Genomic DNA, 21,550 nt, shown 5'->3' on the forward strand with positions numbered 1-21,550 from the left:
GATTTTTCGCAGCTCATACACCAACGGGTGAAACGGAAACACGAACGGTTACGAAGGACGTCTCTTCTCGGTTGCCGCGAGCACCGCGGCGACGCCCGGCGCCTGCCCGGTCGCGGCCAGCACGCGGGCCGCCGCGGCCAGGGTGACCCCGGTGGTGACGATGTCGTCCAGCAACACGACGACGGGCGCCACGCCCGAGGTGCCGCCCCCGCGCCGAGCACCCGAACGGGCCCGGAAGGCCGCCTCGGCGGCCGCCGCCCGGCCGGCGCTGTCCAGCGTCACCGAGTCGGGCCGGGGCAGCGCCCGCAGCGGCCGGTGCACCCGGACCGGCCAGCCGGCCCGGCTCAGCCGCGCCGCGCAGTGCCGGGCCAGCCGGTCCAGGTGGTCGCCGTAGCGGGCCCGGGCCGCCGCCGCGGTGTCCGGCACCGCCACCAACGCCAGCGGACGGGCCCCGCCGACCGCCGCCGCGACGACCTCGGCGAGCAGCGCGCCGAGCGGGCGGGCCAGCCCGTGCCGGCCGTGATCCTTGTACGCCAGCAGAGCCTCGCGCAGCGGACCGGCGTACGGGCCGAGGGCGACGCAGGGCGGCAGGCCCGGTGGGGCGGGTGTGGGACGGACGGGACGGGGACGCAGCGCGCCCAGCGCCGTCACGCAGGTCGGGCAGATTCCGTGCCGCAGACCGGGCCGACGCTCCCGACAGCCCGCGCAGTCGGTGGGCAGGACCAGGTCGCCAAGGTCGGCCCAGAGCCCCGCGCACGACGTCAGTAGAGGAAGAACGGGGCCGACGGGTTGCTCGGGCGGAGCCCGGCCGGCGGTGGAGCGATGTCCCGTACCCGTGCGGCCTCGATCCGCTCGAACGGGCTGCTGCGGTAGGCCACCCCGTTCGCCTCGTACATGTATCCCCCGCTGGGTGACGGCACCTCGCGGTTGGTCGGGTACGCCGTCAGGTGGTTGACCTTGGCACCCACGTCGGTCTTCAGCGGCGTCTCCAGGGCCCCGTCCACGCTGAGCCCGTAGATCGCCGGCTGACCGGCCGACCCGGCCACCACCAGGCGGCCCTCCCCGCTCCAGTCCACGGCGCTGAGGCTGGTCAGCGAGGTGACGAGCGCCCGGGGCGGGCCGATGGAGACCCCGCCGCCGTCCAGGTTGACCGCGGCGACGTAGAGCCGGCCGCCGGCGATCAACGCGACCCGCTGGCCGTCCAGCGATGCGGCCACCGCGGTGACCTCGGCGGTGGGCAAGTTGAGTGGCACCTGGTACATCCCGGCGTCCTCGTCGAAGCGGTAGAGCCGGCCGTCGGCCACCACCAGGCCCCGGCCCGGGCGGGAGTCGACCGTGCGCAGCCAGACCGGACGGCTGATCGAGGCGTAGTCGTTCCCGCTCCGTTTGAGCCCGGGGCCGGTGCCCACCGCGAGTCGATGCCGGCCCTTGCCGCTGTTCACCACCATCGCGGCGAGGATCCGGCCCTCGGCCCGCGCGAGGCCCGCGGAAACGATGTTGCGGTTGACCTCAGCCGACAACGGCACGGCGCCGCTGGTCTCGCCAGCGAAGTCGAGCGGGCGGATGGCGCCCTCGTAGACGCCGAACCGCTGCGGGCCGTCTGTGATCGGGTAGAGCTGGTCGGAGTTTCGGCGCGCGTCCAGATCCTGCACGGGCAGCGAGTTGTTGCGGATCCTCAGCGCCAACTCGCCCCGCAGGTCGCCCAGCGACCAGGCCAGCTGGGTGATCAACCGGTCGATCTGGGTCTGGTCGTCACCGGACATGTCCAGGTTGACCTCCCACCGGTTGTTCGCGCCGGTGGCGTTGTTGACCAGCTCGGTGCGGTCGGGCAGCCCGACGACGCCGGGGCGCAGCCAGTCGGACGGGCCACCGACCAGCCACTTCACCACCTCGTTGACCCGGCGTTCGTCCGGTACCGCCGCCGGCAGATAGCGCTGATCGGGCACCAGACGGCTGCCGTCGGAACTCCAGAAGTAGATCGACTCGTCCTGGTAGTACCGCTGGAGGGCGTTGTCGCTGAGCAGCAGCACGTTCGGCGGGTCGAGGACGTACAGGCCGGCGCGCTCGTCGTCACCACCGAACGCCGCGCTGCGCACCCGGAACTCGTACCCCGTCTCGGTCGCCACCGGCGGGGCCAGGGTGCCGTTGGCCCGCAGCAGGCCGAGCTGTTGCACCTTGATCTTCACGGTGGTGGTCGAGTCGCTGTTGCCGGTGAAGACCGCCTCACGCAGCCGGACCACGTTCAGCGCGACCTCGCTGCCCTTCTTCTCCTTCAGTTGGGTCTGGTGCTCCGGAGCGACGAACAGCTTGACCCGCTCGTAGGCCCGGTCCGGCTCGCCAGCGGCGGCGTCCAGGAAGTTGCGCACGAACGCGTCGATGTCGCTGCCGCTGGCCGTACGCGTCGGCGGCTCGCTGCGACGGCCGTTGTCCCTGCCGGCCTCCGTCGCGGTCCCGCCCTTGCCGTCCACCCGCACGTCGGACGACGCCGGGATGCCGCACCCCCCGCCCAGCAGCAGCGCCGCGCCGAGTGCCCCGACCATGACCTGGCGCCTCACGATCGCACCTCCGCACGGTGTCCGTCCTCGGCCGGCGCCGGGTCGATCGCCAGCGTGCCGCCGGCGCCGGGCCCGATGGCCAGGGGGCCGCCGTCCCGGGGACCGCCGAACGGCAGCGCGGCGTCGGCGGGCACCAGCCGCAGCGGCGAGGTGGTCAGCCGGTCACCCGCGCGGGCCGGCAGGGTGAGCCGGAACTGCGCGCCCTGCCCGGGCGCACCCCACGCCTCCAGCCAACCGCCGTGCAGCCGGGCGTCCTCGAGGCTGATGGACAGGCCCAGACCGGTGCCACCGGTCTGCCGCGCCCGGGACGGGTCCGCCCGCCAGAACCGGTTGAACACCAACTTCTCCTCGCCCACCTTGAGCCCCACGCCACGATCCCGAACGGTGATCGCCACGGCGGTCTCGTCAATGCCGAGAGTGATCAGCACCGGACGTGCCTCACCGTGCTCGACGGCGTTGCCGACCAGGTTGCGCAGCACCCGCTCGACCCGGCGCGGGTCGACCTCGGCGATCACCGGCGTGCCCGGCAGGTCCAACTCGATCGGGACGCCCACGCGCTCGGCCAGGCCGGCGAGCCGGTCGACCACCCGGTGCACCACCGGCACCAGGTCGGTCGGCTCGGCGTCCAGCATGGCGAAGCCCGCGTCGAACCGGCTGATCTCCAGCAGGTCGGTGAGCAGCTCCTCGAACCGGTCCAGCTCGGCCTGGAGCAGCTCAGCGCTGCGGGCCACCGCCGGGTCGAACTCGTCGCGCTCGGCGAAGATCAGGTCGGCGGCCATCCGGACCGTGGTCAACGGGGTACGCAGCTCGTGCGAGACGTCGGACGTGAACCGGCGCTGCAACCGGGACATCTCCTCCAAGCGGAGGATCTGCCGTTGCAGGTTGGTCGCCATCTGGTTGAACGACGCGGCGAGCAGAGCGAGGTCGTCCTCGCCGTTGACCACCATCCGCTGGTCGAGCAGGCCGGCGGAGAGCCGCTGGGCCGTCCGCGCGGCGACCCGGACCGGATTGACCACCAGCCGGGTGACCAGGGCCGCGAGCAGCCCGAGCAGGATCACCAGGGCGACCCCGGTGGCCACCACGGTGGCTCGGGCGTCGGCGGCGGTGCCGTCCTGCCGGGTCAACGGCACGAGGTAGTAGAGCTCGACCTGGCCGAACCGGGTGGGCACCGGCGAGCCGTAGACCAGATATTTGGTGGGCTCTCCGGTCAGCCGGCCGGTGCGGATCTGACTGGCCACCTTGCCGCTGGCGACCGCGGCCCGCAGCTCCTGGCTGATCAACGGCTGGACGTTCGCCGCGGGCGCGGTGCGGGTCTGGATGACGTTCGGATAGCCGTCGGCGGTGATCGCCACCACCACACCACTGATCTGCTCGGGGTCGCCGCCGGCCAGGTAGTTGACCGTGTCCTCGATCGTCTCCTGGAGCTGCGCCTCCTGCGGCTGGCCGTACAGGGAGACCTGCTTGGCCGCGTAGCCGGCGCCGCTGTTCACGCGCTGCTGGACGTCGGTGCGGGCGCTGTCGAGCAGGATGGTGGTGATCTTGTCAGCGATCAGGTACGCGAAACCCCCGACCAGCAGGCTGGAGGCGACCAGCGTGATGGTCACCACCCGCACCTGGAGCGAGCGGCGCCAGGTCTGGTGCACCCGCGCCACCATCCGGGCGGCCCGCCCGCTCAGCGCACGCCAGAGCTCCCAGGCGGCGGACGGCCGGCGGGCAGCCGTCGTCTGAGGGGGCGGGGGCGGGGAGGTTGACACAGTGTGACCAGGTTATCCGGTCCCCGCCTTATAGCCCACGCCCCGCACGGTGAGGATGATTTCCGGCCGCTCCGGGTCCGGCTCGATCTTGGCGCGCAGCCGCTGCACGTGCACGTTGACCAGCCGGGTGTCGGCTGCGTGCCGGTAGCCCCAGACCTGCTCCAGCAGCACCTCGCGGGTGAAGACCTGACGCGGCTTGCGGGCGAGCGCGACCAGCAGGTCGAACTCCAGCGGAGTCAGCTTCACCTCCTCGCCGTTGCGGCTCACCGTGTGCGCCGGCACGTCGATGGTGATCTGGTTGCCAGGCGGCCCGATGGTCAGCATCTCCGGTGCCACGTCCTCGCCCCGGCGCAGCCGGGCCCGCATCCGGGCGACCAGCTCCTTGGGCTTGAACGGCTTGACCACGTAGTCGTCGGCGCCGGACTCCAGGCCGAGCACCACGTCGACGGTGTCGCTCTTGGCGGTCAGCATGACAATCGGCACGCCGGACTCCGCTCGGATGGACCGTGCCACGTCGATGCCGCTCATCCCGGGCAGCATCAGGTCAAGCAGGACGATATCGGGACGACTGTCGCGGAACGCCGCCAACGCCCGCTCGCCGTCGGCCACGAACGAGGGCAGGAAGCCCTCGCTACGCAGCACGATGCCGAGCATCTCGGCGAGCGCGGGGTCGTCGTCGACCACCAGTACCCGGGCTCTCATGGGATTAATATTGCATCCCCGTTCAGTTCGGTGGGACCGGCGTCAGCCGGTAACGGATAGCGCCGCCGGCAAGCGTGTCACCGCGACCCGCGGCGGCGCCACGTGGTGCGGGGCCCGGCACGGACGGATCCCCGCCGGGTTACCCATGATCCCCCTTCGGTGCCGCCCGGCGCCACCGCCGCTTCGGCCGGTCGCCCTGTCACGATCCGGACGACCGTCAGCCGAAGAGTGCCCGACCCCAGTGGTCGCCGCCGTCGCGCACCCCGGGCGGGCAGGCGAACAGGCCGCTGGAGACGTGCCGGAGGTACTCGTTCATCACGTCGTGCCGCGCCAACTGGGTCTGGATCGGCACGAACTGCCGGCGCGGATCCCGCTGGTAGGCGATGAAGAACAGACCCGCGTCGAGCCGGCCGAGGCCGTCCGAGCCGTCGACGAAGTTGTAGCCGCGGCGCAGCAGATGAGCGCCGTTGTTCCGGCTGGGGTGGGCCAGCGTGACGTGGGCGTGCTCGGCGATCACCGGCTGCCCGTCGGCGCCGCGGGCCGCGAAATCCGGCTCGTCGAACTCGTCGGTGCGGCCGAGCGGGGCGCCGCTGCCCTTCGTCCGGCCGACGATCTCCTCCTGCTCGGCCAGCGAGGTCCGGTCCCACGTCTCGACCAGCATCCGGATCTTGCGGGTGACCAGGTACGAGCCGCCGGTCATCCAGTCCGGCCCGTCGCCCGGCTGCACCCACAGCTGGTCGCGCAGCAGGTCGGTCTCCTCGGCCTTGAGGTTGGCCGTGCCGTCCTTGAAGCCGAACAGGTTGCGCGCGGTGGCCTGGTCCCGCGAGGTCGACGAGGTACGGCCGAAGCCGAGCTGCGACCAGCGGACGCTCACCACCCCCATGCCGAGCCGGGCCAGGTTGCGGATCGCGTGCACCGCCACCTGCGGATCGTTCGCGCACGCCTGGACGCAGAGGTCGCCCCCGGAGAGCTGCGGCTGCAACGCGTCGCCGGGGAACTTCGGCAGCTCGGCCAGCGCGGCCGGGCGTCGGTCGGCGATGCCGAACCGGTCCCGGCCGTCGGCGTCGCGGAACAGGGTCGGCCCGAAGCCGATGGTCAGGGTGAGCTGCGAGGGGGGCAGGCCGAGCGCTTCGCCGGTGTCGTCCGGCGGGGCCTCCGGCATCCCACCCACCGCACCGAGCACCCCGGCGTCACGCCCGGCGGTCATCCGCGCGGCGGCGGCCGTCCACTCCTGGAGCAGCTCGACCAGCCGGGCGCGATCCTTGGTGATCACGTCGAAGGCGACGAAGTGCAGCCGGTCCTGGGCCGGGGTGACGATGCCGGCCTGGTGCTCGCCGTGGAACGGCACGGCTCCCGCCGGGTGGTCGCTGGCCGCGGCCGGGTCACGGGAGCCGCTGATCAGCGCGCCCGCGCCGGCCGCCACCCCGGCGACTCCGGCCACCCCCGCACCGGCGAGCGTGATCGCTCGCCGCCGGGTCAACCTGCTCCCGCTCATCGACTCGACCCTCCCTGACGCCCGGTCACCGGGCGACGACTGCGGCGACTTTGCTGATCGGCTCGGCGAGGGCGTTGATGCCGTCGGAGAGCTCCTTGAGCTCGGCCTTGCTCAACGCGGTGTGCAGCTTCCACCCGTCGCCGTCGCGGTGCTTGCCGAGCAGCGCCTCGACGTTGGTGAACTCGGTGTCCAGCTGCTTGACCAGTTCCGGCGAGCGCTGCTCCAGCGCCGGGCGGAGGGCGGACACGGCAGCCTTGGAGCCCTCCAGGTTGGCCGCGAAGTCCCACAGGTCGGTGTGCGAGTAGCGGTCCTCCTCGCCGGTGATCTTGCCGCTGGCGACCTCGTCGAGCAGTTCCTTGGCCCCGTTGGCGAGCTGGAGCGGGGAGAGCTTCTCGGCGTTGGCCTTGGCCACGATCTCCTTGACGTCGACCAGCAGCCGGTCGGCGATCGGGCCGTCCTTGCTGATGTCGCCGGACTGCCAGAGGTCCTTCTCGATCCGGTGGAAGCCGGTGAACTCCATCCCCTCCTCGATGACCTCCTCGCGGCCGTCGATCTTGGGGTCGAGGTCGCCGAAGATCTCGGCCACCGGCTCGATCCGCTCCCAGTAGGTGCGGGCCACCGGGAAGAGCGCCTTGGACTTCGCCACGTCGCCGGCCTTGACCGCGGCGACGAACTCCTCGGTCTTCTCCAGCAGCGCGGCGGTCTGGCTCTTGACGTAGCGCTGGTAGTTGTCGGTCGCGCCGGCCAGCGCGGCGTCGGCGGTCAGCGGCTCGGCGGACCCGCTGACCTTAAGCGCACCGCGGATGCCCTTGCCGCTCATCCCGGGCTTGCAGGCCGTCTCGTACGTGCCGGCCGGCAGCTCCACGTGCAGCTCGCGGCTCAGCCCGGGGGCGATGTTCTCGACCTCGCCCATCACCCGGTCGCCGGAGGCGTACACGTAGAACTCGGTCACCTTCGCACCGGAGTTGGTGATCTTGAAAGTGGCGGTTCCGGCGCCGAGGTCGGTGGTGCCGACCTCGCAGGCGGTGTCGGTGGCCTTGACCACGATCGGGCCGCCGGACCCGGCCGCGTCACCCTTCTCGGAGTCGGAGCAGGCGGCGACACCGGTCGTCGCCAGCACGCCGGCAGCGGCCAGCGCGAAGAATCGGGCGGTACGCATCTGAGCTGTCTCTCCTCGTGGGTCAGGCACGCTGCGGCGTGGACGCCGCCTCGGCCTCGGTGCCGGTGTCGGCCCCGCGCTCGGTGACGGTGGTGGTGGTCGTCGCGGTGTCGCTCGCGCCGGTCGTCGGCGCGTTCTCGGCCTCGGGGTCGGCCGGCGCCGCGACCGGTGCCGGCGTACGACGGGCCGGGCGCAGGAAGAGCAGGAGGACCGGTACGGCGTACCCGATCCAGGCGATCGTCTCCAGCACGGTGGGCGCGGGGGTCACGTTGAACATTCCGGCGAGCAGCGCGGCGTACCAGGTGCTGGGGTCGAGCGCGGTGGTGATGTCGAAGGCCAGGTCGTTCAGGCCGGGCAGGACCCCGGCCTCCTGGAAGTCGTGCACGCCGTACTTCAGGATGCCGGCGGCGACCAGGATCAGCAGCGCCCCGGTCCAGGTGAAGAACTTGCTGAGGTTGATGCGCAGGGCGCTGGCGTAGAGCAGCACGCCGAGCGCCACGGCCGTGGCGATGCCACCGATCAGCGCGAGCAGCGGTCCGCTGTCGCCGGCCGCGCCCTGGGCTGCGGAGTAGAAGATCAGCGCCGTCTCCAGCCCCTCCCGGATCACCGCGAGGAAGGCCATCCCGGCGACCGCCAGGGACCCGACGGCCAACGCCTCGGTGAGCTTGCCGCGCAGCTCGCCGGCGATGGTGCGGGCGGCCCGCCGCATCCAGAAGATCATCCAGGTGACGAAGACCACGGCGGCGACGGAGGTGATCGCCTCGAACAGCTCGCGGTCCTCGGAGCGGGCCAGCAGCGAGCTCGAGGTGTACTCGATCAGCCAGCCGAAGAGCACCGACAGCGCCACGGCCAGGGCGACGCCCGCCCAGACCTGCGGCAACCGGTCCCGGCGCTGCGACTTCACCAGGAAGGCGACCAGGATGCTGACCACCAGGGTCGCTTCCAGGCCTTCCCGCAGGCCGATCAGGTAGGTGGCGAACATCGGGGCTCCGAGATCATTAGGCACGCCTCAGCTAACTTAGGGCAGCCATACCTTCCTCCAGTTCAGAAGCCTCGTCAAGTCGTTCTTGACCTGCTCACCCGGCCGCCCGCCGGTCGACGTTCAGCCACCCGCGGTCCCGCTGTGGAAGGATCCCCGCCGTGAAGGGATTACTGCCGTGGTTGACGGTGCTGGCCGTGGTGCTGCTGCTCAGCGCGCTGCGCCTGCGGCCACTGGCCACCGTCGTGTCACTCGGCTGGCTCGCATGGTGCGTCTGGACCTGGTTCCGCCCCGCCCGCCGCGGCCCCCGCTCGCGCTGACACACCCGCCGGGCCGACCCGAGCCGGCACGGAGACGACGAACCGGGCCGGCTGCGAACAGCCGACCCGGTACGGGAGCGTCGATCAGTAGCGGTAGTGGTCCGGCTTGAACGGCCCCTCGGTGGAGATGCCGAGATAGGAGGCCTGCTCCTTGGTCAGCGTGCTCAACTTGGCGCCGAGCGCGCCCAGGTGCAGCCGGGCGACCTTCTCGTCCAGGTGCTTGGGCAGCACGTAGACGCCGATCGGGTACTCCTCGGTCTTGGTGAAGAGCTCGATCTGGGCGATCGTCTGGTTGGCGAACGAGTTCGACATCACGAAGCTCGGGTGCCCGGTGGCGTTGCCCAGGTTCAGCAGGCGGCCCTCGGAGAGCACGATGATGGCGTGCCCGTCGGCGAAGCGCCACAGGTCGACCTGCGGCTTGATGTTGACCCGCTCGACGTCGGAGCGCTTGGCCAGGCCGGCCATGTCGATCTCGTTGTCGAAGTGGCCGATGTTGCCGACGATGGCCTGGTGCTTCATCCGGGCCATGTGCTCGTTGGTGATGACGTTGAAGCAGCCGGTGGCGGTGATGAAGATGTCCGCCTGCTCGACCACGTCGTCCAGGGTGGCCACCTGGTAGCCGTCCATCGCCGCCTGGAGCGCGCAGATCGGGTCGACCTCGGTCACCACGACCCGGGCGCCCTGGCCGCGCAGCGACTCGGCGCAGCCCTTGCCGACATCGCCGTAACCCATCACGACGGCCATCTTGCCGCCGATCAGCACGTCGGTGGCCCGGTTGATGCCGTCGATCAGCGAGTGCCGACAGCCGTACTTGTTGTCGAACTTGCTCTTGGTCACCGAGTCGTTGACGTTGATCGCCGGGAAGAGCAGCGTTCCGGCGCGGTGCATCTCGTAGAGCCGGTGCACACCGGTCGTGGTCTCCTCGGTGACGCCCTTGATGCCCGAGGCGATCCGGGTCCAGTGCTGGTTGTCCTCGGCGATCGAGCGGTGCAGCAGCTCGAGGATGACCGCGTACTCCTCCGAGTCCGCGGACTCGACCGGCGGGACCACTCCGGCCTTCTCGAACTCGGCGCCCTTGTGCACCAGCAGGGTGGCGTCGCCGCCGTCGTCGAGGATCATGTTCGGGCCCTGCCCGTCCGGCCAGGCGAGCACCTGCTCGGTGCACCACCAGTACTCCGGCAGCGTCTCGCCCTTCCAGGCGTAGACCGGGACTCCGGCGGGGGCGTCGGGGGTGCCGTTCTGGCCGACGACGATCGCGGCGGCGGCGTGGTCCTGCGTGGAGAAGATGTTGCAGGACGCCCAGCGCACCTGTGCGCCGAGCGCGACCAGCGTCTCGATCAGGACGGCGGTCTGGATGGTCATGTGCAGCGAGCCGGTGATCCGCGCGCCGGCGAGCGGCTGTGCCTCGGCGAACTCCCGGCGGATCGACATCAGGCCGGGCATCTCGTGCTCGGCGAGCTGGATCTCCTTGCGCCCGAACTCGGCGAGCGACAGATCCGCCACCTTGAAGTCGCCCTCGGCGAGCGTGCTCGGCCGGGCCTCGGACGGCGTACCGCTGGCGGACGCCGGGAGGGTGCTGGTCATGAAAGCTCCTGTCGAACGATGTCTGCGCCGACCCTCCACCTTACGCGCGCCAGCGACGGGCGCCCGGGGGACGGTCGACGGACAGCGCACGGGGCGGTCGGTGGTGGACGGAAACACCGTCCACTCCCGCCGCCCCGTGCATCCCCCCGGTTTGGTTCCCCGCACGTTGTCGGACCGTCGTCGCGATAACGCTGCGTACTCATAGAGTCACACTCGGCCAAGGAAGCGTCAAGCTATTCCCGGAAAGTCGGACTTGCGGCGTGGCGCCGCGTGTGTCAGCCCAGTCCGGCGGTTGCCACATACGCCTCACCATCACCGCTGACCCGCAGCGGCTCGCCGGCCGCGGTACCGATCGCGGCCTGGCCGGACGCGAGCGTCAACGCCCCCGCCCCGTCGTCCACGGTGACCGAGCCGGCGCCGCAGAGCACCACCCGGGGACCGGGGAGCGGCAACGTCACCGAGGGCACGCCGGTCCCGACCCGCACCCGGTGCAGCGCGAAGTCGTCCACCGGCACCGGCCAGCACTCCACCCCCGGCCCGACCGGCTGAGCGGCCCGTACCGGATCCTCGAGCACCTCGAAGCGCAGCACCCGCAGCAGCTCGTCCACGTCGACCCGCTTCGGGGTCAGCCCGCCGCGCAGCACGTTGTCGCTGGCCGCCATGATCTCCACCCCGCAGCCGCTCAGGTAGGCGTGCAGATTGCCCGCGGGCATCCAGATCGCCTCCCCCGGCGTCAGGCGCAAATGGTGCAGCAGCAGCGCGACCAGCACACCCGGGTCCCCCGGGTAGGCCGCCGCCAGCCGGTGGGCCAGCTCCGCGTCCGGGCCGTCGGCCGACGCCGCCAGCACCGAGCCCAGCAACTCGTCGCGCTCCGCGACCGGCCAGGCGAGCAGCGTCTGCACCGCCGCGCGCAGCCCCACCGGCCCCGTCCGCAACGCCGCAACCACCGGAGCCAACGCCGGTACGCCGAACGCGGCGAGCGCCTCGGCCGACACCGTCGGATCCCGGAAACCGCACAGCGCCTCGAACGGGGTGAGCGCCACCAGCAACTCCGGCTTGTGGTGCGGGTCGGAGTAGTTGCGCTCCCCCGGCGGGCGCCCCGCGTCCGCCGCGTAGCCCACGCGGGCCTGTTCGGCGTCCGGGTGGGCCTGCAGGCTCAGCGGAGCGTCGGCGGCGAGCACCTTGAGCAGGAACGGCAGCCGGGTGCCGAAGCGCTCGGACACCCGCTGGCCGAGCCACTGCCCCGGCTCGTCGCGGACCAGGTCGCAGAGACTGACCCGGAGGCCGGCCCGCTCCACGCTGGCCGGGGCGCCCGGGTGGGCGCCCAGCCACAGCTCCGCCTCCGGGCCGGCACTGGGCACCGGCCGCCCCTGCAGCAGGGCGATCGCGGAGCGGGACCCCCAGGCGTAGTCCCGGATCGGGCCGTACAGCAGCTCCACCCGTCAGCCCCCGGGCCGCCCGGCCGCCTCGCCGGACGCATCCTGGGGCTGCGGTACGGCGGTGTCGGCGGCGGCACCGGTGCCGGCTTCGGCAGCGGCGGCGCTGAAGATGTCCGGCTCCAGGTAGATCACCCGGGCGATCGGCACCGCGGCGCGGATCCGCGCCTCCACCGCGTTGATGCCCCGGGCCAGATCCTGGGCGCTCTCGCAGGCCGGCACCCCGATCTTCGCGGCCACCATCAGCTCCTCCGGGCCCAGGTAGAGCGTCTTCATGTGGATGATCCGCTCCACCTCGGGGCCGTCGGTGACCGCGCGCTCGATGGCAGCCACGTCGGTGGACTCGGCGCCCTCACCGAGCAGCAGGCTCTTGGTCTCGATGGCCAGCACGATGGCGATGGTGACCAGGAGGATGCCGATCATCGCGGTGCCGGCGGCGTCCCACCGGCCGTTGCCGGTGATCAGCGTCATGCCGACGCCGAACAGCGCGAACACCAGACCGACCAGCGCGCCGAAGTCCTCCAGCAGCACCACCGGCAGCTCAGGCGCCTTGGCCCGGCGGATGAAGCGCACCCAGGACTGGTTGCCCCGAATGTGGTTGGACTCCTTGATGGCGGTCCGGAAGGAGAACGACTCCATGATGATCGCGGCCACCAGCACGGCCACCGGCAACCACTGCCACTCGGTGATGCCGTGCGGGTCGTCCCACTTGTGGTACGCCTCGTACAGGGCGAACAAGCCACCGATGCTGAACAGCACGATGGACACGATGAACGCGTAGATGTAGCGCTCCCGGCCGTACCCGAACGGGTGCTGCGGGGTCGCCTCCCGCCTGGCGCGCTTGCCACCGAGCAGCAGCAGGCCCTGGTTGCCGGAGTCGGCGACCGAGTGGACCGCCTCGGCCAACATCGACGACGAGCCGGAGAGCAGGAACGCGATGAACTTGGTGACGGCGATGCCGACGTTGGCCAGCAGGGCGGCGACGATCGCCTTCGTCCCGCCGTTGGCGCTCACGCCGTCGCTCCACTCTGCCGCACTGCGCTGCCCGCTGCGCGCATGGCGAGCCGTCCCCTACGTCCGTTCACTGGTTCGACAGCTCCTTCATCTCGGTGATGGCCGGTACCGCCATCGGGTCCAGCCCGTGGGCCAGGGCAAGGTAGATCGAGGCGAAATCCGGTACGGCGATCAGCGAGGCCAGCCGCTCCAGCGCGGACCCACCCTCAGCGGTCACCACGTCGCAGCGCACACCGCGGCGTTCGGCGAGGGTCCGCACCGCGTCCGCGCGGCGCTCCTCGACCGCCAGCGGCTCGTCCGTGTCGTCCTCGGCGTTGAGCCCGCCGTCGCGCAGCAGCACCAGCCGCAGCCGGGTGCCCTCGCCCTCGTCCTCCGCCGGATCGGCGAAGATGTCCCGCTCCCCCTCGGCCAGGCCACCGAAGACGCCGTCCAGCAACCCGACCCGGCCCCGGCCGGCCTCGCCGAGCGCCCCGGTGACCACCGGGTAGCGGGCGTTCGCCGACAGGGTGTCACCGAACCGGCGGGCCGCCACGGTGGCCAGCGGCGACGAGCCCCAGACAATCGGGACCGAGCCGGCCAGGCCCAGGGCCAGCGACTTCGCCGGGTTGACGAAGGACTCCGCGGTGGAGCGGCAGCGGTCGGCGTCCGCGTCGAGCCGGGCCGCGGTCTCCGCCAGGTCCGCCTCGTTGACCTTCACCAGCCCCAGGGAACGGGCGGCGAGCAGAACCGGCACGGTGAGCGCCCAGAGGCTGGCCCGGGCCGGAGCACGCCGGGGCACCGGGATGAACGGCGCGCGGGCCCGCTCGGCGACCGACTGCAACTGCGAGTCGGGGGCGCCCACCGCGACCAGCCGTGCGCCACGCCGGTGCGCCGCCTCGGCGGCGCCGAGCGCCTCCGGGCTACGACCGGACGCGCTCACCGCGATGACCACGTCGGCCGCACCGACCCAACCGGGAACACCAGCGCTGCGGTGCGCGATGACCGGCACCGGACAGCGCGGCCCGGCGACCGTGGCCAGCACGTCTCCGGTACGCCCGGCGGTGCCGATGCCGGCGATGACCACGGCCCGCGGCCGCCCGTCGTCGGCGAGCACCGCCAGGTTCGCCTCGGCGGCCAGCGCGGCCGTCTCGCGGACCTGCGCACCGGCCGAGGCGGTGTGCCGGAGCATGCCGCCCGGGTCGTGCTCGGCCAACGCCTCCGGGCTGTCGAGCAGGGCCTCGTCGGCGTCGCGACGCCCGCTGACCCCGGCCGTACCGTCGATCATGACGGCTGCCCGGGGCCGCCGCGCGCCTCGTCGAGCAGCAGCACCGGCACGTCGTCGCGGACCTCGAAGATCCGGCCGCACTCCGTGCAGGTCAGCGTCTGCGCCTCGGCGTCGTAGGTGAGCGGGGCGTGGTGCGTGTCCGGACAGGCGAGAATCTCGAGCAACTGCGGGTCCAGGGCCATGGCACGGCTCCTTCCACGTGTGCGGCTTTACCGGCGGCGGTGCCGACCGGCGCAGGCGATCTTATCGGCGAACCCGGCCCAGCACCTCGTCCCGGAGCGAGACCATCCGCTCGCGGGTGGGCGCCTCGACGTTGAGCCGCAGCAGCGGCTCCGTGTTGGAGGCTCGCAGGTTGAACCAGGCGCCGTCCGGGAAACGCAGCGTGAGCCCGTCCATCTCGTCGGCCACCGCCTCGGGGTACGCCGCGCGCACCTCGGCCACCGCCGCCGCCTGGTCGACGACCGTCGAGTTGATCTCACCGGAGGCGATGTAGCGCTCGTACTCGCCGGCCAGCACGGACAGCGGCAGCGACTGCTCGCCGAGCGCGGCCAACGTGTGCATCGCGGCGAGCATTCCGGTGTCGGCGAACCAGAAGTCCCGGAAGTAGTAGTGCGCCGAGTGCTCGCCGCCGAAGACGGCGTTGGTGCGGGCCATCTCCGCCTTGATGAAGGAGTGCCCGACCCGGGCGACCACCGGCTCCCCACCGTGCTCACGAATGATCTCCGGCACCGCGCTGGAGGTGATCAGCCCGTGGATCACGGTGGAACCCGGGTGCTTGGCCAGCTCCCGAGCGGCGACCATGGCCGTGATCGCCGACGGTGAAACCGGCTCACCACGCTCGTCCACCACGAAGCAGCGGTCGGCGTCGCCGTCGAAGGCGAGCCCGATCTCGGCTCCGTGCTTGACCACGGCGCGTTGGAGGTCGACCAGGTTCGCCGGGTCCAGCGGGTTGGCCTCGTGGTTGGGGAAGGTGCCGTCCAGCTCGAAGTAGAGCGGCACGATCTCCAACGGCAGGGCCGACAGGGCGGCGTCGCCGAGCACGGTGGGGACGGTGAAGCCGCCCATCCCGTTGCCGGCGTCGACCACCACCTTCAGTGGCCGGATACCGGAGAGGTCGACCAGCTTGCGCAGGTAGGCGGCGTAGTCGGGCAGCAGGTCGCGCCGCTCGGCCGGCCGGACCGGGTCGCCGGCCGGGCGGGCCTCGCCCGAGTCCAGCAGGGCCTGGGCCCGCTCACGGATCTCCGTCAGACCGCTGTCCTGGCCGATCGGGCGGGCACCCGAGCGGCACATCTTGATGCCGTTGTACTGCGCGGGATTGTGACTGGCGGTGAACATCGCACCCGGCAGATCGAGTGAGCCGGACGCGAAGTAGAGCAGGTCGGTGGAGGCCAGCCCGATCTCGATCACCGAGCGCCCCTCGGCGCGGACGCCGGCCGCGAAGGCCGCGGTCAGCCCCGGCGAGGTGGCTCGCATGTCGTACCCGATGACGACCGCGTCGCCCGGCTCGTCGGTGCTGTTGAGCAGTTGGGTGAACGCGGCTCCGAGGGCTTCGGCGACCCGCTCGTCCCACTGGTCCGGCACCGTCCCTCGGACGTCGTACGCCTTCACGATCTGGGACAGATCAGACACGGGTTCCGCTCCTTGGCCGCAGGTTCCACCGGACCTGAGCGTATCGGAGGGTCCGGGTCCGGCCCCGCTCAGCCGGGCAGCCGAGGCATGAAGACGGTGTGGTCGCCGCCAGCGGCGGCGGGTGGCTCGTCGGGGCCGGGCCGGCCATCCGGAGCGTCCGGCATGGCCTGCGTCGCGCCGGGCGGCGACGGGGGCCCGGCCGGTGGGGCGCCGTAGACCCCGCCGGTTGCGGGCCGGGGAGCCGGCACCGCGCCGTAGCCGCCGGGCGGCGGCTGCTGGCCGTACACCTGGCCGGGCTGGCCGGGCGCGGCCGGCGACCCACTCCCGGAGCGGTAGGTGGTGCCACCGGGGTTGCCCGGCAGCGGTCCGGACAGCTCGTCGGCCGGCTTCCGGTCCTGACGCGAGCGACGGAACAGCAGCACGATGAGCAGCAGGCCGACCGCCACCATCGCGATACCGAAGAACATCACCGGCGAGCCGCCGGATGATTCGGCCGCGGTCGCCGTGGTGTCGGGTGCGCCGGACACGCCACCCAGCACGGCCTGGTTCACCGCGTCGTCGGTCGGGGCGGCCTCGATGGTCGCGCTCGGGGTGGGCGACGGCTTCTTCGACGGGGTCGGCGACGCCGATGCCCGGCTGGTCAGCTTCGACGAGTCGGAACCCCGACCCAACTCCTGGCCCGCCGCGCTGAGCGCCACGCCGGTCACCGCGAGCCGGCCGGCCGGCGCACCGGCGGCGAACGCCACCCGGTACCGCACGGTGATGCCCTTGCCCTTGCAGAGGGTCGGCTTCGCCGGCGAGGTCTGCGCGGTCGCCACGCTGCCGCCGCCGCCGGAGACAGCCACCGGGAACCAGCGCCCGCCCGCGTTGACCTGCACCGACACCTGATCCGGCTGGAGGCCCGAGAGACGCAGGCCCAGGGCGGTACGCAGCAGGACGCACCCGTCCGAGCGCTTGCGCACCGCGACGTTCACCCCCTCGGGGGAGCCGCCGGCGGCGAAGCTGCTGGGCGCACCCACGCGGACCGAGTCGTCGTCGGCCAGCGCGGGGGACGCACCGAGCATCACCAAGCCGCCCACCAGACCGCAGACCGTCGCGAGACGCGCCGCGCGCCGACGAACCGTCATGATCACCTCACCGTTCCTCCCCGGGTGGGGTCCGCGGGTCAGGCTACTACCGGGCCACCCCCACCACCGGTCATAGAGCGGCCCGCATGTGTGCGGCGTTACGGTTTCCGACCCCAACCCGCCGACCTGCGGCGGGTGCCTCATGCCGTCGGTCTCCGACCGGTCAGACCGCCGCCGCGAGGGCGTCCCGGCAGAGCCGGTCGGCGGTACGGGTGGTCTCCGGCAACCGGTAGCGCGGGGCCAGCGCGAGCACCTGCGCGGTGGCGTTGGCCAGGCTCATCCGGTGCCCGACGCTGACGAAGACGGGCTTCACCCCGGCCTGGGTCCGCACCACCCGACCGACGACGTCGCCCCCGTCACGCAGTGGCGACCAGGCACCCCGCTCGGCGGGCGGCGGAACCCACTCGCCGACCAGTGGCGTCTTCCCGACCCCGATCGCGGGCAGCCCGGTGACCACCCCGAGATGACAGGCGAGCCCGAACCGGCGCGGATGGGCCAGCCCGTGACCGTCGCAGACCAGCAGGGTCGGGAGGGTGGTCAGCCGGTCCAGCGCGGCGAGCAACGCGGGCATCTCACGGAAGGCGAACAGCCCCGGGACGTAGCCGAACGCGGGCCGGCCCACGCTGACCGCGGAGTCCACCACGGCCAGCGTCCGGGCGTCCAGCACGGTCACCGCCGCCGCGAGCAGGTCACCGCTCTTCGCGTACGCGACGTCCAGGCCAGCCACCGTGGCCGGCGCGGCCGGCCCCGGCCCGACCAGGTCGACCAGCGGCCGCAACTCCTCCTGTACGGCCACGGCCTCCGCCACACTGCGCGGCCCCGCCTCCTGCCATGATCCACTCGGTTTCGGCGACATCGGGCTGTCCCACTGCCCTCGATGCCGCGATATCCCTGATCCGGAGTCGTTCATCCTTGGCGCGAGCCGCCGGCATCGTCCCCAGTGGCGCTGCCCTCCGGCCCGCCCCGAGTCGGGCCGCTACCGGTAGTGCCGGCGTCGCCGTCCGAGTCACCGCCGCTGCGGCTCTCGGCCGGTTTCCTGGTCGCACCGAAGGCGATCGCGAAGGCGATGCCGATGGCGACACCGAAGGCGACGCCGCCCGTCGAACCGAACAAGGGAATGCCGATGGCCAGACCGAGCAGGATGCCCACCGGCCAGGCCCAGGCATTGGACTGACTCTTCTTCTCCGTCCCCGGTTCTGCTGCCATCCCTGGATGTTATTCCGCCGCTCCCGGGCGGCGTGCCGCGCGCACCGGCCGTGCCGCCGCCCCGACACCCACGCCGAGCCGGACTCCGCTGACGCTCACTGACCGACCCGGCCATCGATCCGCTCGCGAAACAGGTCGGCGTGGCCGTTGTGCCGCGCGTACTCCTCGATCATGTGCACCAACAGCTCACGCAGCACGATGGTGTTGCCCTTGCGCTGCCGCGCCTGCACCCCGAGATCGGACGCCTCGACGAACCGCTCGGCGAAGTCCACCTCCGCCCGCCAGGCACGCCACGCCTCCGCCACCACCTCCGACTCGGCCACCGCACCGTCGAAGTCGCCATCGGGATCGTCGTCCGAGCAGTAGAGCTTGGGCGCGTCCTGACCCGCCATCGTCCGCCGGAACCAACCGCGCTCCACCTCGGCCAGGTGCCGGATCAGACCGAGCAGCGACATCGTCGACGGCGGAACCGGCCGCCGGGCCAACTGGTCGGCGTCCAGACCGTCGCACTTCAATTGGAAGGTCAGACGCTGGTTGCGCAGAAACTCGATGAGGACGGTCCGCTCGTCGACGATGTCGCTGCCGGAGCGGGGGTCGTCGTCCGGGTGGACGAACCTGGCCAACCATTCGAAGGTTCTGCCCGGCTCACTGCCGGAGGTATTCGCTTCGGGGCCGGGGTCGGTGAGGGAATCAGCCATACGGCGACCCTCGTCGATCCGCGACGGAAGCCGCAATGGGTTCTGCCTAACTCGCCGCCAGCCCAGGGTCCGCGCCCGGGTCACCGGCAGCTCGGAGCTGCTCCGCCCCGCACGGTCGACCCGTCGAGCCCGCTGGTCCGGGAGATCAACCGGGTCCCCACCCCGAACTCCGCCGCGCACCTGGCCATCGGCGGTCGGGTCTGGACGGCGCAGGGGACGAAGGGCGACGTCCCGCTGAACCATCACCCGCTCATCCGTACCTACCTGGACGAACTGCCGCCTGGTGAGTTGGTCCGCGGCGGCGAGAGTCATGCCGAGCTGATCGTGGTGTCCGACGTACTGCACGAGTACGACCACGTGCGGGCGGCCGAGGGCGTCGCGCCGATGGGTCGGGGCGACGCGGCGCTCCTCTTCGAGGATGCCCGGTTGGAGGTCTTCCGGATCCGTGAGCAGGGCGATCCCGCTGTTGGAGTGGCCGACCGGCCCTGCGACTCGTGCATCAACTTTCTGGTCCGCGACAACGTCCTGCCGGAGTCGGCGCGGGCCTACACCGAGACCTGGCAAGCACCGGCGGAGCCCGACCCCGACCCGGGCCGCTTTCCGCCCGACGTCGCCAACGCGTTGGTGGCGGCCGGTTGGCGACCGCACATCGGGGATCAGATCATGGCCGCCGCTGCCGTGCGGGACGTCACCGCCGTGCCGGGGCGGGCGCACCGACACGAGGTCTTCCCCGCCGCTTTGAGGCGCTGACCGCGTTCCCCAGCCTGTCGGCGCCCGGCGTGGCCCGGGCGAGCAGGTGTGGATCTCCCGCTTCGACATCCGCCCGCACACCATCGCGCACACCGCCGACACACTCGCCGACTTCGGGGCGGTGCTCGGCGTACGGCTCTTTCCGATCGGCACCGAGCAGCAGGACAGCATCCTCGCGTGGACGAGCACGGCCCGGTCTTCGCACTGGACCAGGCCGGCGAGTGGTTCCTCGGCGACACCATCGACGCCGCGCTGACCACCCTGCTGCTCGGCCGCGCCCCCGCCCGGGTCCGTGACGACGGCACCTGGCCGGTCGGCTAGAGCGCGAGTCCGGTCAGCACCATGACCCGCGGCTCGGTGTAGTCGTCCATCGCGCTGCGCAGCCCCTCCCGGCCGACGCCGCTGCCCTTGACCCCGCCGTACGGCATCTGGTCCGCCCGGTACGACGGCACGTCTCCGACGATCACCCCGCCCACCTCCAGCGACCGCGCGGCGGAGAAGGCCACGTCCAGGCGCCGGGTGAACACGCCCGCCTGCAACCCGTACGCCGAATCGTTGACCGCGGTGAACGCGGCCTGGTCGTCGGCGACCGGGGCGACCACGAGCACCGGGCCGAACACCTCCTCGGCGACGACCTTGGCGCCCGCCGGCACGCCGGTGAGGACGGTCGGGGGGTACGTCGCGCCGTCGCGCTCGCCGCCCACCTCGACGGTGGCGCCGGCCGCCATCGCCTCGGCCACCCACGTCTCGACCCGGCGGGCCGCGTCCTCGGACACCATCGGGCCCACGTCCGTCAGCTCGGAGGCCGGGTCGCCGGTGCGCAGCGCGCGCACCGCCGCCACCAGGCGCGGCAGGAAGTCGGCGAACAGGTTGTGGTGCACGTACACCCGTTGGACGGCGATGCACGACTGTCCGGCCTGGTAGTTGGCGAAGGTGGCGATCCGCTGCGCGGCGAAGGCCAGGTCCTCGTCGGCCGTCCAGTCCGCGCAGATCACCGCGGCGGCGTTGCCGCCCAGCTCCAGCGTCACGTGCTTGTCCGGCGCCTGCCGACGGATGGCCGCGCCGACCGGCCCGGACCCGGTGAACGACACGACCGGCAGTCGGGGGTCGGTGACCAGCTCGGCGGCGCGGGAGTTCGGCAGTGGCAGGACCGAGAACATGCCGGCCGGCAACTCGGTCTCGGCCAGCAGTTCGCCGAGCAGCAGCGCGGACAGCGGCGTCGCCGGGGCCGGTTTGACGATGATCGGCGCGCCGACCGCGATAGCCGGTGCCACCTTGTGCGCGACCAGGTTGAGCGGGAAGTTGAACGGCGCGATGCCCAGCACCGGCCCTCTCGGCACCCTCCGCACCAGCGCGATCCGCCCGCTGGCGGCCGGGTCGGTGTCGAGTCTTTGCAGCTCCCCGGAGAACCTGCGGGCCTCCTCGGCGGCCCACCGGAAGGTGGAGACGGCCCGTCCGACCTCGGCGCGGGCCCATTTCAGCGGTTTGCCGTTCTCGGCGGTGATCAGGGCGGCGACCGGGTCGGCGCGTTCGGCGAGCCGCCGGGAGACGTGGTCCAGGGCCGCCGCGCGGGCGTGCGCGGGCAGAGCCGCGGCCTGCGCGGCCACCCCGGCCGCGGCGGCGACGGCGGCCTCGACCTGGTCGGCCGTGGCGAGGGTGGTACGCCCCACCGGGCGACCGTCGTATGGGTGGTGGACGGTCAGCTCGCCCTCGCCGTGGGCGGGGCGGGAGGCGACGAAGAAGGGTACGGGCTCCACGCCGAGCAGCGTAGACGAGAGAGCGGCCGACGGAAACAGTCGCTGCAGCCCTTGTCTACCGCGAATTCGGTGGCCAAGATGGCAGACAGATTGCGATAACCGCCGCAGACCTCAGACCGAC

At 72.3% G+C, this 21,550-nt stretch carries 20 protein-coding genes and 1 pseudogene; 3 read left to right on the plus strand and 18 right to left on the minus strand.

Annotation, left to right across the window (positions count from 1 at the left end):
• Positions 1–48: 48 nt before the first annotated feature.
• From ACWD5O_RS00335 to efeU, 7 genes are all read right to left on the minus strand, one after another.
• Positions 49–765, minus strand: coding sequence for a ComF family protein (locus tag ACWD5O_RS00335; RefSeq protein ID WP_450084348.1), 717 nt, complete (start codon positions 763–765; stop codon positions 49–51).
• On the minus strand, positions 762–2,540 hold the full coding sequence (locus ACWD5O_RS00340; protein ID WP_450084349.1) for an LpqB family beta-propeller domain-containing protein: 1,779 nt from the start codon (positions 2,538–2,540) through the stop codon (positions 762–764). The genes ACWD5O_RS00335 and ACWD5O_RS00340 overlap by 4 nt, the downstream gene beginning before the upstream one ends.
• An 11-nt stretch (positions 2,541–2,551) precedes the next feature.
• Positions 2,552–4,210, minus strand: coding sequence for an MtrAB system histidine kinase MtrB (gene mtrB / locus ACWD5O_RS00345; RefSeq protein WP_450084350.1), 1,659 nt, complete (start codon positions 4,208–4,210; stop codon positions 2,552–2,554).
• Between the two features lie 111 nt (positions 4,211–4,321).
• Positions 4,322–5,011 (minus strand): MtrAB system response regulator MtrA, encoded by a 690-nt coding sequence (mtrA, locus tag ACWD5O_RS00350; protein WP_109818783.1) that lies wholly within the window; start codon positions 5,009–5,011, stop codon positions 4,322–4,324.
• A gap of 217 nt (positions 5,012–5,228) precedes the next feature.
• Positions 5,229–6,506, minus strand: a complete 1,278-nt coding sequence (efeB, locus tag ACWD5O_RS00355; protein WP_450084213.1) for an iron uptake transporter deferrochelatase/peroxidase subunit — start codon at positions 6,504–6,506, stop codon at positions 5,229–5,231.
• A 25-nt stretch (positions 6,507–6,531) separates the two neighbouring features.
• Positions 6,532–7,665: an iron uptake system protein EfeO gene (efeO, locus tag ACWD5O_RS00360; protein WP_449935919.1), complete on the minus strand. Its 1,134-nt coding sequence runs from the start codon at positions 7,663–7,665 to the stop codon at positions 6,532–6,534.
• A gap of 22 nt (positions 7,666–7,687) precedes the next feature.
• Positions 7,688–8,647 carry an iron uptake transporter permease EfeU gene (gene efeU / locus ACWD5O_RS00365; RefSeq protein ID WP_387323439.1) on the minus strand — a complete coding sequence of 320 codons (960 nt, stop codon included), beginning with the start codon at positions 8,645–8,647 and terminating at the stop codon, positions 7,688–7,690.
• Between the two features lie 158 nt (positions 8,648–8,805).
• Between efeU and ACWD5O_RS00370 the strand changes: the two genes are divergently transcribed.
• Positions 8,806–8,964 carry a hypothetical protein gene (locus ACWD5O_RS00370; protein WP_354962789.1) on the plus strand — a complete coding sequence of 53 codons (159 nt, stop codon included), beginning with the start codon at positions 8,806–8,808 and terminating at the stop codon, positions 8,962–8,964.
• 84 nt (positions 8,965–9,048) lie between these two features.
• On the opposite strand, the gene ahcY is transcribed toward ACWD5O_RS00370, so the two are convergent.
• The 10 genes from ahcY to ACWD5O_RS00420 form a co-directional block, all read right to left on the minus strand.
• On the minus strand, positions 9,049–10,548 hold the full coding sequence (gene ahcY / locus ACWD5O_RS00375; protein ID WP_387323436.1) for an adenosylhomocysteinase: 1,500 nt from the start codon (positions 10,546–10,548) through the stop codon (positions 9,049–9,051).
• 275 nt (positions 10,549–10,823) lie between these two features.
• A complete protein-coding gene (gene manA / locus ACWD5O_RS00380; RefSeq protein ID WP_450084214.1) occupies positions 10,824–11,987 on the minus strand; it encodes a mannose-6-phosphate isomerase, class I in 1,164 nt (387 codons plus the stop codon).
• 3 nt (positions 11,988–11,990) lie between these two features.
• The gene (locus tag ACWD5O_RS00385; RefSeq protein WP_449935927.1) at positions 11,991–12,998 is read right to left on the minus strand and encodes a cation diffusion facilitator family transporter; all 1,008 of its coding nucleotides are present in this window, start codon (positions 12,996–12,998) and stop codon (positions 11,991–11,993) included.
• A 67-nt stretch (positions 12,999–13,065) separates the two neighbouring features.
• Positions 13,066–14,262 carry an SIS domain-containing protein gene (locus ACWD5O_RS00390; RefSeq protein ID WP_450084215.1) on the minus strand — a complete coding sequence of 399 codons (1,197 nt, stop codon included), beginning with the start codon at positions 14,260–14,262 and terminating at the stop codon, positions 13,066–13,068.
• The gene (locus ACWD5O_RS00395) at positions 14,259–14,444 is read right to left on the minus strand and encodes a Trm112 family protein (protein ID WP_030490836.1); all 186 of its coding nucleotides are present in this window, start codon (positions 14,442–14,444) and stop codon (positions 14,259–14,261) included. Before ACWD5O_RS00395 ends, ACWD5O_RS00390 begins: the two co-directional genes overlap by 4 nt.
• A gap of 61 nt (positions 14,445–14,505) precedes the next feature.
• Positions 14,506–15,891, minus strand: coding sequence for a phosphomannomutase/phosphoglucomutase (locus ACWD5O_RS00400; RefSeq protein WP_450084216.1), 1,386 nt, complete (start codon positions 15,889–15,891; stop codon positions 14,506–14,508).
• 68 nt (positions 15,892–15,959) lie between these two features.
• Positions 15,960–17,018, minus strand: a complete 1,059-nt coding sequence (locus tag ACWD5O_RS00405) for a hypothetical protein (RefSeq protein ID WP_354962783.1) — start codon at positions 17,016–17,018, stop codon at positions 15,960–15,962.
• 163 nt (positions 17,019–17,181) lie between these two features.
• Complete coding sequence (locus ACWD5O_RS00410) at positions 17,182–17,874, minus strand: endonuclease V (RefSeq protein ID WP_450084217.1); 693 nt, start codon at positions 17,872–17,874, stop codon at positions 17,182–17,184.
• A gap of 50 nt (positions 17,875–17,924) precedes the next feature.
• Positions 17,925–18,224 carry a hypothetical protein gene (locus ACWD5O_RS00415; protein WP_450084218.1) on the minus strand — a complete coding sequence of 100 codons (300 nt, stop codon included), beginning with the start codon at positions 18,222–18,224 and terminating at the stop codon, positions 17,925–17,927.
• 95 nt (positions 18,225–18,319) lie between these two features.
• Positions 18,320–18,922 carry a DinB family protein gene (locus ACWD5O_RS00420; protein WP_450084219.1) on the minus strand — a complete coding sequence of 201 codons (603 nt, stop codon included), beginning with the start codon at positions 18,920–18,922 and terminating at the stop codon, positions 18,320–18,322.
• Between ACWD5O_RS00420 and ACWD5O_RS00425 the strand changes: the two genes are divergently transcribed.
• A complete protein-coding gene (locus ACWD5O_RS00425) occupies positions 18,830–19,672 on the plus strand; it encodes a YwqJ-related putative deaminase (RefSeq protein ID WP_450084220.1) in 843 nt (280 codons plus the stop codon). The genes ACWD5O_RS00420 and ACWD5O_RS00425 overlap by 93 nt on opposite strands.
• A gap of 46 nt (positions 19,673–19,718) precedes the next feature.
• Positions 19,719–19,993, plus strand: a pseudogene (locus ACWD5O_RS00430) (SUKH-3 domain-containing protein).
• On the opposite strand, the gene ACWD5O_RS00435 reads toward ACWD5O_RS00430, so the two are convergent.
• The gene (locus tag ACWD5O_RS00435) at positions 19,990–21,429 is read right to left on the minus strand and encodes an aldehyde dehydrogenase family protein (RefSeq protein ID WP_450084221.1); all 1,440 of its coding nucleotides are present in this window, start codon (positions 21,427–21,429) and stop codon (positions 19,990–19,992) included. The pseudogene ACWD5O_RS00430 and the gene ACWD5O_RS00435 overlap by 4 nt on opposite strands.
• Between the last annotated feature and the right edge of the window lie 121 nt (positions 21,430–21,550).

This window comes from Micromonospora sp. NPDC005161 (assembly GCF_053599855.1).